Below are 10,578 nucleotides of genomic sequence, written 5' to 3'. Positions count from 1 at the left end.
TGACCTGCCCCCACGATTAGATACAACACTCAGTTAGTAACGTCGGAATCTTCATTCTCAGAATGACCCTTTCTCCAGCCCGCTGCAAATTCAGACGGTGTCTGATAATTCAGCGTGGAGTGCGGGCGGCATTCGTTATAATCCTGCCGCCAGTCATTAATAATTTTCCTGGCATGAACGATATCGCTGAACCAGTGCTCATTCAAACATTCATCGCGAAATCGTCCGTTAAAGCTCTCAATAAATCCGTTCTGCGTTGGCTTGCCCGGCTGGATTAAGCGCAACTCAACACCATGCTCAAAGGCCCATTGATCCAGTGCACGGCAAGTGAACTCCGGCCCCTGGTCAGTTCTTATCGTCGCCGGATAGCCTCGAAACAGTGCAATGCTGTCCAGAATACGCGTGACCTGAACGCCTGAAATCCCAAAGGCAACAGTGACCGTCAGGCATTCCTTTGTGAAATCATCGACGCAGGTAAGACACTTGATCCTGCGACCGGTGGAAAGTGCGTCCATGACGAAATCCATCGACCAGGTCAGATTGGGCGCCGCCGGACGGAGCAGCGGCAGACGTTCTGTTGCCAGCCCTTTACGACGTCTTCTGCGTTTTACGCCCAGGCCACTGAGGTGATAAAGCCGGTACACGCGCTTATGATTAACATGAAGCCCTTCACGGCGCAGCAACTGCCAAATACGACGGTAGCCAAAACGCCTGCGCTCCAGTGCCAGCTCAATGATGCGCCCTGATAAATGCGCATCAGCAGCCGGACGGTGAGCCTCATAGCGGCAGGTCGACAGGGATAAACCTGTAAGCCTGCAGGCACGACGTTGCGACAGACCGGTCGCATCACACATCAACATCACGGTTTCCCGCTTCTGGTCTGTCGTCAGTACTTTCGCCCAAGAGCCACCTGAAGCGCCTCTTTATCCAGCATGGCTTCGGCAAGCAGCTTCTTGAGTCTGGTGTTCTCTTCCTCAAGCGACTTCAGGCGCTTAACTTCAGGCACCTCCATACCGCCATACTTCTTACGCCAGGTGTAAAACGTGGCATCGGAAATGGCATGCTTGCGGCAGAGTTCACGGGCGGGTACCCCAGCTTCGGCTTCGCGGAGAATACTGATGATCTGTTCGTCGGAAAAACGCTTCTTCATGGGGATGTCCTCATGTGGCTTATGAAGACATTACTAACATCGGGGTGTACTAATCAACGGGGAGCAGGTCACTTCCAATACTTGGGCCGCATGGTCACTGTTTACCCTACACACATCATTATTGATGGTATAAAGATCAGCCGTTCCCGTCTTTCCTTTGCATTCCAATTGGAATTGGCAAAAGCACTTCGACTGCATGAAGAAAGCGTATGCAGAAAATAGATTCCATTTAAATCATCACGATTGAAATTATTTTCTTAAGCCGCCTTATGGGCGGTTTTTTTGTGCCCGCCATTTATTTGTGGGACACAACGTGAGACACAAACTGGGACACAGAGGATTTTTTAGGGTTGAGTCTTTGGCTTCCCGCTGGCATGATCCAGAACAGGGATTAACGGGACGTTAATCGCAAGCTTTTGATTTTTTTTTATTTGACTCGGGGTGCCCTTCTTTGTGAAGGCTGAGAAATACCCGTACCACCTGATCTGGATAATGCCAGCGTAGGGAAGTCTGACACTGCTCGTGTCCCTTCTTCGCGCGGGCAGGAGCTGAACCATGCAGCCTGACCTGCACAGCCGCGCACTCGCGGCTCACACTTTGCACCAATTTAGAACCTTATCCCCGCTCACACACTGTATGACCAATGAGGTCGTGCAAAGTTTTACTGCCAATACATTACTGGCGCTGGGCGCATCGCCTGCGATGGTGATCGAGCCTGAGGAAGCCAGCCAATTCGCCGCTATTGCCAGTGCATTGCTGGTTAATGTCGGCACCTTAACTCGGGAACGGGCCGCGGCGATGCGTGCCGCAGTTAAGCAGACTCATCATGCTAAAACCCCGTGGACGCTCGATCCCGTTGCCGTAGGTGCGCTTGAGTTTCGCCGTCACTTCTGCCTGGAATTATTGTCACTACAGCCTGCTGCTATTCGTGGCAACGCTTCGGAAATACTTGCTCTGGCCGGCATGAACGGTGGTGGACGCGGCGTGGATACAACCGATACGGCTGTTGCTGCGCTTCCGGCAGCGCAGGCGCTGGCTCGTCAGGTTGGGACTATTGTCGTGGTTACCGGCGAAGTGGATTACGTCACCGATGGTCAGCGTACCGTCCGCGTTGACGGCGGTGACCCGTTGATGACTCGCGTGGTGGGCACGGGATGCGCTCTTTCAGCGGTTGTTGCGGCCAGTTGTGCCTTGCGTGGTGACCGACTTGATAACGTCGCCTCCGCCTGTAGTTGGATGAAACAGGCCGGGCAAATAGCCACCGAGCAATCAAACGGACCGGGTAGCTTTGTCCCGGCATTTCTCGACGCCCTCTATAACCTGAACGCCCAGGAGCAAGCATGAAACGGATTAACGCATTAACGATCGCCGGAACCGACCCAAGCGGTGGCGCGGGTATTCAGGCTGATTTAAAAACCTTCTCGGCGCTGGGCGCTTACGGCTGTTCGGTTATCACGGCGTTGGTGGCGCAAAATACGCGCGGGGTGCAGTCGGTGTATCGTATTGAACCTGATTTTGTCGCCGCGCAGCTGGATTCGGTGTTGAGTGATGTGCGTATTGATACGACTAAAATCGGTATGTTGGCGGAGACGGACATTGTCGAAGCTGTCGCCGAACGTTTACGTCGCCATCGGGTACAAAATGTGGTGCTGGACACGGTGATGTTGGCGAAAAGCGGCGATCCGTTGCTGTCTCCCTCGGCGGTAGAGACGCTGCGTACCCGTTTGCTGCCGCAGGTTTCGATTATCACTCCTAATTTACCCGAAGCTGCTGCACTGCTCGGGGCATCGCATGCGCAGACTGAGCAGGAGATGTTAGAGCAGGGAAGGGCGCTACGGGCGTTGGGCTGCGAGGCGGTGTTGATGAAGGGCGGTCATCTGGATGATGCACAAAGCCCCGATTGGCTCTTTACTCGCGATGGTGAGCAGCGTTTTACCGCGCCAAGGGTGATGACCAAAAATACCCATGGCACCGGTTGTACGCTATCGGCGGCGTTGGCAGCCCTGCGTCCGCGCCATAACAACTGGGCCGATACCGTACAGGAAGCCAAACTGTGGCTTTCAGCGGCGCTGGCGCAGGCCGACACGCTGGAAGTTGGCGAAGGAATTGGTCCGGTCCATCATTTCCACGCGTGGTGGTAATGGGTATACTGGCTGCAGAAACGGCGGCCAGGAAAAAGATAAATGGAACAAGCGCATACCCAGCTTATCGCACAACTGAATGAACGTATTTCAGCGGCGGATAATACGCCGCTGTATATGAAATTTGCGCAGACGGTAAAGAATGCTGTGCGCAGTGGGATCCTGGAGCACGGCAATATCCTGCCCGGCGAGCGCGACCTCAGCCAGTTGACCGGCGTTTCTCGGATTACGGTACGCAAGGCGATGCAGGCCCTGGAAGAAGAAGGTGTAGTAACACGTGCCCGCGGTTACGGAACGCAAATCAACAATATCTTCGAGTACTCGCTCAAAGAAGCGCGCGGTTTTTCTCAGCAGGTGGTGTTGCGCGGTAAAAAACCGGATACGTTGTGGGTCAACAAGCGCATTGTGCCTTGTCCGGAAGAGGTGGCCCAGCAGTTGGCTGTCGCCGTGGGGAGTGAGGTCTTCCTGCTCAAGCGTATTCGCTACGTTGATGAAGATGCCGTTTCTATTGAAGAGTCCTGGGTACCCGCACATCTAATTCATGACGTGGATGCCATTGGTGTTTCGCTGTATGACTATTTTCGTAGCCAGCATATTTTCCCACAGCGTACGCGCTCACGCGTTAGCGCCAGAATGCCGGATGCAGAGTTCCAGGCGCACATTCAAATGGATAGCAAAGTGCCGGTACTGGTGATCAAGCAGGTAGCGCTTGACCAGCAGCAACGGCCTATTGAATACAGCATCAGTTACTGTCGTAGCGATCTATACGTCTTTGTGTGCGAGGAGTAGTTCCTCGCGCGACGGGGCGCAATCGCCGCCGCGATGCCCAACTACCCAGGACGCCACCGCGTTACCTAACAGCACTGAGTCGGCCAGCGTCCAGCCAGCCGCCAGCCCAGCCAGCATGCCGCCAGCGTGGCTGTCACCTGCGCCAATGGTATCAATGACCGCCGTTGCAAATGCCGGTACGCAGCCGGATGTCTGTGCGCTGAAATACCATGCGCCGTCTTTATCGTGACGCACGACCACCGGTGCGGTGAAACGCTGCACCCATTCTGCGCCAAAACCTTCCAAATCCTGACTCAATGCAAACCGCTCGGCAGCAATTTCCGCCTCCTGACGATTAAGTGACACCAGCGGATGGCAGGCCATAATTCGTGCCAGTAAAGGCTCAGGAATGTCGCCGATGCGCGGTCCAAAATCGATAAACGGTGTCACCTCTTCCAGACCTTCCAGCCACTGCACCAGCAATTCACCGCACGGGGACGCTAGCTGATAACCCGAAAGATACACCAGGCTATGACGCGGGATATCCAGCTGTGCCAGCCAGGCGGCATTCCACTGATTCTCAACGCCGCTAAAAGACATAAAGGTACGCTCGCCATCCGGCTCCACCAGCGCCAGACACCAGCCGTTATCGCCTTCGGCATTGTCGATCCGGCTGTGCAGTCCCTCTTTTGCCATCCGGTTGCGGATAATGTCGGCCCACACTCCCTGACCCAGCGGTAGAGCATTGCAGGCATCGATACCTAAACGCTTAAGCGTGACGGCGATATTGAGTGCGCAGCCGCCAACGTTAACACTTTGCTGCTTGAGCTCGATGTCACAGCCGCGCCAGGGGAGGGCATACGCATCGGCAATGACATCAATCACCGCCGCACCCACCACCGTTACTGGCCGCCGTGTACGTAACTGCGAGAGAAGTTGTTGCAGATGCGTGTTGCTCATAGCGCCTCCCGCTGCTCACGCAGTCGCATTAACCCACTGGCGTAGCGGGTAAAGTCCAACTGATTAACCGCATCCAACTCCTGCTTCAATGCTGGGTTGATCGCGCTCACGCCGTGTAATGCACCACAAATGGCGGTTGCCATCGCCCCGATGGTGTCGGTATCGCCGCCGAGGTTCGCGCACAGAATGGCGCAGCGGTTTGGATCGGTCTGCGCCAGTTCGACCATGGCGATGGCGCAAGGCACGGACTCAATGGTGCTGGTTCCTGCACCCACAACCTGATACAGCTGCTCGCTGGCGGACTCTACGCCATCGGCGTTACGCACGATTTTCAGCGCCAGTTCAAGGCGTGCACAAAGCGATGCGCTAAAAGTAGTGATTCGTTTTTGCTGCGCATGCAGGGCAATGGCAGGTAGCGCGTCGACAATCTCCGGCCATGTCCCTCCGTCGATGGCGCGCGATACCGCCCACGCGACGACAACAGCACCCGCGATAGCCAGATCCGATTTATGCGTCGGGCTGGAGGCCAATGCCACATCATCGATAAAGGCATCAAGATTGCGAGCGGGCAGCAGGCATCCCAGCGGGGAAACGCGCATTGCCGCACCGTTGGTCACGCCGTTGTTTTCCAGTTCGGCGACCGGTTTACCGTCACGAATGGCTTTTAACGCAATTTTCGAGGTCGGGCCGAGCACGTTTTTATTAAAAGCATCAAACTGCTCGGCCCAGGCCAGAATATTGCGACCAATAACGTCAGGCACAATTTCGCCGTCGCACTCAAGCAGGGCATCTGCCAGACACAGTGCCATGGACGTGTCATCAGTGAACTCCGCCTGGTTAAAATAGCAGGCGGCATTATTTTCCGCAGGGCCGGGCAAAAAACGGTCGATCCAACCGAAGTGTGCTTTTACCCGGGTTCTTGGCCACAGTTCCGACGGCATGCCCATCGCATCCCCTAACGCCTGCCCATAAAGAGCACCGAGAATACGTTCTGCTTTCATTTTACTTCCCCTTGTTTCAACGCTATATCGCGATCGTCCACCTTAATGGCGGTGATTTCTTTGTCTGATTCGCGAAAGAAAATCATGAACAACACGGCAATGATGGCAATCATGACCGCGCCAAATCCCCACATGCCAGCCCAGTTAAAGGTGAGACCATTAACGGGCTCCTGATAAGCAAACATTTTTTCCATCATCACGCCGCCCAGACGGTACCCGAGCAGGCTGCCGAATCCCTGACAGCAGAGGGTGATAAGCCCTTGCGCTGCGGTGCGCATGTGGACCGGCGCTTTTTTATCGACATAGATGTAAGCCGTGACGTAATAGAAGTCGTAACTGACGCCGTGCAGCAGAATGCCGAGAAACAGCAGGGCGTAAGTGAAATATTCTTCCGCACCGCCGTAAACGAAAAATCCGTAGCGGATCGCCGCAGTAATAAGACCAAGCAACAACACCTTTTTAATACCAAAGCGTTTGGTGAAAAACGGTAGCGCCAGCATGAAGAAGATTTCAGAGAACTGGCCCAGCGTCATCCAGCCGGTGGCGTTTTTCATTCCGACTTCTGTCAGATAGCCGTTGGCGAAGATGTAATAGAACGCCAGTGGCATCGCAAACAGGAAAGAGCAAAAGAAGAAGACGAGGAAGTTCTTATCGCGCAGCAGGATCAGCGCATCCAGACTCAGCATAACTTTGAAATCCATTTTGCCGGTACTTTTTGGCGGCGTATCCGGTAAAAAGAAGGCAAAAACACCTAACAATGCGGAGCTTCCGGCAGTGATAAGCAGGGGAATATTGGTGGGTGAGATGTCGTTATAGCCAAGCATTTGCGGTAAGAAACCGCAGGCCAAACCGGAGGCAATCCAGCCAATGGTGCCCATCACGCGGATGCGCGGGAAATCACGTTCAACATCCGGTACGTTGGCAAAAGCAATACTGTTGGTCAGCGCAATCGTCGGCATATAGGTCAACGAATAGGCCAGTAACAGCGGGAAGAATCCGCTGAAGGTGGTTTGCTGGGCGGCGAAGTACATCAGAATAGCGCCGACGAACATCAACACCGCCAGTACTTTTTGCGCGGAGAAAAAGCGATCAGTGATTGAACCGACCAGAATGGGCGACAGGATCGCCGCAATGGCGGTGCAGGCGTAGGACCAGCCTATCTCTCCGGCACTAAAGCCACTTTTACTCAGCCACAGCCACAGTGGTACAAACCAGGCGCCCCAGATAAACCACTCTACAAACATCATGAACGACAGCTTAACTGTAGTTTTCATCTTTAAATCCTTCATGACAGGTAAGGTACGCGCTGATAGTACCATTCAATAATACCTTTAAAATACCTTTGAGATTAAACTTTGACCGTCTTAACATTATTTTTTCCTGAATCGAGCCAGCAGAAGTTGCTGAAAAGTGCGCTAAAGATGGAAAAAAAGCGCAGTCGGTACCAGGCTTAATGCTGCCCGCAAAAAGGCGGGTCAGGACAATCCATATTCCGGTTTTAAACCGGAACTTACGGGAGCATAGCTATGACTGATATTGCGCAGTTGCTTGGCAAAGATGCCGACAGCCTTTTACAGCATCGTTGTATGACCATTCCTTCTGACCAACTTTACCTGCCTGGACATGATTACGTCGATCGCGTAATGGTGGATAACAATCGGCCGCCTGCCGTTCTGCGTAATATGCAGACGCTGTATAACACGGGGCGACTTGCCGGGACAGGGTATCTGTCGATCCTACCGGTGGATCAGGGGGTAGAGCATTCTGCTGGGGCTTCGTTTGCCGCTAACCCGCTGTACTTTGATCCGAAGAATATTGTGGAGTTGGCTATCGAAGCAGGGTGCAACTGCGTGGCATCGACTTACGGTGTGCTGGCTTCTGTCTCCCGCCGCTACGCGCACCGCATCCCGTTCCTCGTTAAAATTAACCACAATGAAACGCTCAGCTATCCGAATACCTTTGACCAGACGCTGTATGCCAGCGTAGAGCAGGCGTTCAATATGGGTGCGGTTGCGGTAGGGGCAACCATATATTTCGGTTCTGAGGAATCTCGCCGCCAGATTGAAGAGATTTCAGCAGCGTTTGAGCGCGCCCATGAGTTGGGTATGGTTACCGTGCTGTGGGCGTATCTGCGTAACTCCGCGTTTAAAAAAGATGGCGTGGATTACCATGTTTCCGCCGATCTTACCGGGCAGGCTAACCATCTGGCTGCCACTATCGGAGCGGATATCGTTAAGCAAAAAATGGCGGAAAATAACGGCGGGTATAAAGCGGTTAATTTTGGCTACACCGACGATCGCGTTTACACCAAGTTGACCAGTGAGAATCCAATTGACCTGGTGCGTTATCAACTGGCGAACTGTTATATGGGGCGCGCCGGATTAATTAACTCTGGCGGGGCGGCCGGCGGCGACACCGACCTGAGCGATGCAGTGCGTACAGCGGTGATTAACAAACGTGCGGGCGGCATGGGGCTGATTCTGGGGCGTAAAGCGTTCAAGAAAACCATGGCCGACGGCGTTAAGTTGATTAACGCCGTACAGGACGTTTATCTGGACAGCAAAGTCACTATTGCCTGATCCCTCGGATTGTCGTCGGGTTAGCGCAACAGTGGACAACCCGGCGGGAGTCTGCAACGTAGCGCAGCGGGCAAGATTTCAATATGAAACTCTTGTCCGCTGAGCGGTTCGCCATCGAGATTAAAGGTAATTTCGTGCGGGGCGCGGATATCAAACCACGACGATGCGCCGTCAATAATATTAGGGTTGTCTTCGGATTGCGTTAATGCCGAAAGCAGCCCTGGCAGTAGTTCCTCGCCGGTAAAAATGCGCAGTTGCAGCAGACCGTCGTTGATTAGCGCCGTTGGGCAAAGCTGTTGCCCACCACCAGCCTGGCGACCGTTACCGATACCAATCACCAGCGCCTTACCCTGCCAGTGAAAATCTTCCCCACGAATGTCACAGATGTCGGGCTTGAGCGTATCCATGCGCATTAATCCGTGAATAAAATACGATACACCGCCCAGTGCGGCCTTGAGTTTTTCCGGCGTTTCGGTGGTGATACGCGTGCCAAATCCGCCAGTCGCCATGTTGATAAAACAGGTTTTATCGTTGACCTGTACCATGTCGATCTCAGTCGCATTTGCGGCAATAGCCAGCTTTAACGCCTTATCAAGGTCGTCGGGTATACCAACGCTGGTGGCAAAGTCATTCGCCGTTCCCAACGGTAAAATACCCAGCGCCGGAATATTGCCGCCCTGCGACTGGATAAGCGCCGTCGAAACTTCGTTTATTGTGCCGTCGCCGCCGCCGGCTATTACCGTTTCAACGCCTAGCTGACGAGCTTCATCAACGTAGCGTTGGGCATCGCCTTTTTCCCAGGTCACGCGAACATGGATTTCCACGCCTTCATCGCGAAGCTTCGCAATGGCATCACGCAGGGGGAGATTATCAGCACTTTTTCCATTGAGGATCAGTAAACTGGCAGGGAACGCTATCATCCGTTTGCCTCACTTTTTTTCGTTTTAACAAGTGTATGCCAGGAAAGCATTTATGGCGTAAGAACTGACTGAAAGCGCAGGCGAAGAGATAAAAAAAGCCGCAGAGCGCGGCTTTTCAGATTGGGGATGTTACTGCGGGAACCACTGATCGCTGATTTTCTGGTAGGTGCCGTCAGCTTTGATTGCCGCCAGCGCGCTGTTCAGTTTTTCCAGCAGGGCTTTGTTATCCGGGCGAACCGCGATGCCAAGACCAGTACCGAAGTATTGCGGATCGGTAACTTTGTCAGTGGCTACGCCTAACTGTGGGTTGGTTTTTAGCCATTCGTTAACCACAGCAGTATCACCAAATACACCATCAATACGGCCATTTTTCAGGTCAATAATCGCATTCTGATAGCTGTCGTAGGCCACGGTTTTCACCTCAGGATGTTTATCCTGCAGGTATTTCTGATGGGTGGTGCCGTTTTCCATACCGATGCGCTTACCTTTCAGGTCGGCAAAGGTTTTATAGGTGTCTTTTTTCGCAATCACCAGCGCGGAGTTGGCATAGTAAGGCTGAGTAAATGCAACCTGCTTGCTACGCTCAGGTGTGATATCCATTCCGGAAATTACCGCATCATATTTCTTGAATTTCAGCGCGGGGATCAGGCTGTCGAAAGCGTGATTGGTGAAAGTACATTCTGCCTGCATTTGTTTGCACAGCGCCGTTGCCAGGTCGATGTCAAAACCGACAATTTTATTGCTTGCGTCCAGTGATTCAAATGGCGGATATGTGGCTGATACACCGAAACTAATTTTATCAGCAGCTGAGGCGCCAGCGGCGAAAGTAGCAAGTAATGCGGCCAGTACTAACTTTTTCATGGTGGAACTCCCGTCTGTCAATCTTATGATTATTACCGTGTCTGCGGCGTGGAGTAACAATGCCATTTAATGAATTTATATGCAATAAAAATGATTAAGTATTTTTATTGGTATGAAAAAAGACGGACAATTTAGGTTGTTGTCCGTCTTTATGTTTTTTACTTATGCACATTTGCCGGATGGCGGTGCTAGCACCTT

At 53.1% G+C, this 10,578-nt stretch carries 10 protein-coding genes and 1 riboswitch; of the genes, 4 read left to right on the top strand and 6 right to left on the bottom strand.

All coding sequences use genetic code 11. The annotated features are described in order from the left end of the window. Positions 1-29: 29 nt before the first annotated feature. Positions 30-1,150 (bottom strand): IS3-like element ISSen4 family transposase gene (locus OGY71_RS04035; protein ID WP_136754148.1). Its coding sequence is split into 2 segments (ribosomal slippage): positions 30-892 and positions 892-1,150, totalling 1,122 coding nucleotides; the frame shifts between segments, so codons are not numbered across the junction. 427 nt (positions 1,151-1,577) lie between these two features. After that, positions 1,578-1,674, top strand: a riboswitch (TPP riboswitch). A gap of 31 nt (positions 1,675-1,705) precedes the next feature. Here OGY71_RS04035 and thiM point away from each other — a divergent pair. Genes thiM through OGY71_RS04020 form a run of 3 tightly spaced genes read left to right on the top strand, consistent with a single transcriptional unit; the run spans position 1,706 to position 4,080 of the window. After that, a complete protein-coding gene (gene thiM / locus OGY71_RS04030; protein ID WP_164562597.1) occupies positions 1,706-2,494 on the top strand; it encodes a hydroxyethylthiazole kinase in 789 nt (262 codons plus the stop codon). After that, on the top strand, positions 2,491-3,291 hold the full coding sequence (gene thiD, locus OGY71_RS04025; RefSeq protein WP_003844369.1) for a bifunctional hydroxymethylpyrimidine kinase/phosphomethylpyrimidine kinase: 801 nt from the start codon (positions 2,491-2,493) through the stop codon (positions 3,289-3,291). The genes thiM and thiD overlap by 4 nt, the downstream gene beginning before the upstream one ends. A gap of 42 nt (positions 3,292-3,333) precedes the next feature. Further along, on the top strand, positions 3,334-4,080 hold the full coding sequence (locus OGY71_RS04020) for a GntR family transcriptional regulator (RefSeq protein WP_003834430.1): 747 nt from the start codon (positions 3,334-3,336) through the stop codon (positions 4,078-4,080). Here OGY71_RS04020 and OGY71_RS04015 read toward each other — a convergent pair. From OGY71_RS04015 to OGY71_RS04005, 3 genes are read right to left on the bottom strand one after another with little or no spacing between them, the layout of a single operon-like run. Beyond that, positions 4,054-5,019 (bottom strand): PfkB family carbohydrate kinase, encoded by a 966-nt coding sequence (locus tag OGY71_RS04015; protein ID WP_286612899.1) that lies wholly within the window; start codon positions 5,017-5,019, stop codon positions 4,054-4,056. The two genes, OGY71_RS04020 and OGY71_RS04015, sit on opposite strands and share 27 nt — an antisense overlap. After that, on the bottom strand, positions 5,016-6,020 hold the full coding sequence (locus tag OGY71_RS04010; protein ID WP_193134211.1) for an ADP-ribosylglycohydrolase family protein: 1,005 nt from the start codon (positions 6,018-6,020) through the stop codon (positions 5,016-5,018). The genes OGY71_RS04015 and OGY71_RS04010 overlap by 4 nt, the downstream gene beginning before the upstream one ends. Continuing rightward, positions 6,017-7,294, bottom strand: a complete 1,278-nt coding sequence (locus tag OGY71_RS04005) for a nucleoside permease (RefSeq protein WP_286612897.1) — start codon at positions 7,292-7,294, stop codon at positions 6,017-6,019. Before OGY71_RS04005 ends, OGY71_RS04010 begins: the two co-directional genes overlap by 4 nt. Before the next feature lie 252 nt (positions 7,295-7,546). Here OGY71_RS04005 and fbaB point away from each other — a divergent pair, with 252 nt between their 5' ends. Next, positions 7,547-8,599 (top strand): class I fructose-bisphosphate aldolase, encoded by a 1,053-nt coding sequence (fbaB, locus tag OGY71_RS04000; RefSeq protein ID WP_003834421.1) that lies wholly within the window; start codon positions 7,547-7,549, stop codon positions 8,597-8,599. Between the two features lie 20 nt (positions 8,600-8,619). On the opposite strand, the gene yegS is transcribed toward fbaB, so the two are convergent. Both yegS and artJ read right to left on the bottom strand, forming a co-directional pair. Then, positions 8,620-9,519 (bottom strand): lipid kinase YegS, encoded by a 900-nt coding sequence (gene yegS, locus OGY71_RS03995; protein WP_003834418.1) that lies wholly within the window; start codon positions 9,517-9,519, stop codon positions 8,620-8,622. A 129-nt stretch (positions 9,520-9,648) separates the two neighbouring features. Next, a complete protein-coding gene (gene artJ, locus OGY71_RS03990; RefSeq protein WP_003027308.1) occupies positions 9,649-10,380 on the bottom strand; it encodes an arginine ABC transporter substrate-binding protein ArtJ in 732 nt (243 codons plus the stop codon). Positions 10,381-10,578: the final 198 nt, after the last annotated feature.

It is taken from the genome of Citrobacter sp. Cpo109 (assembly GCF_030332565.1).
Lineage (GTDB): Bacteria > Pseudomonadota > Gammaproteobacteria > Enterobacterales > Enterobacteriaceae > Citrobacter > Citrobacter portucalensis.
This window is presented reverse-complemented; position numbering and strand designations above follow the sequence as displayed.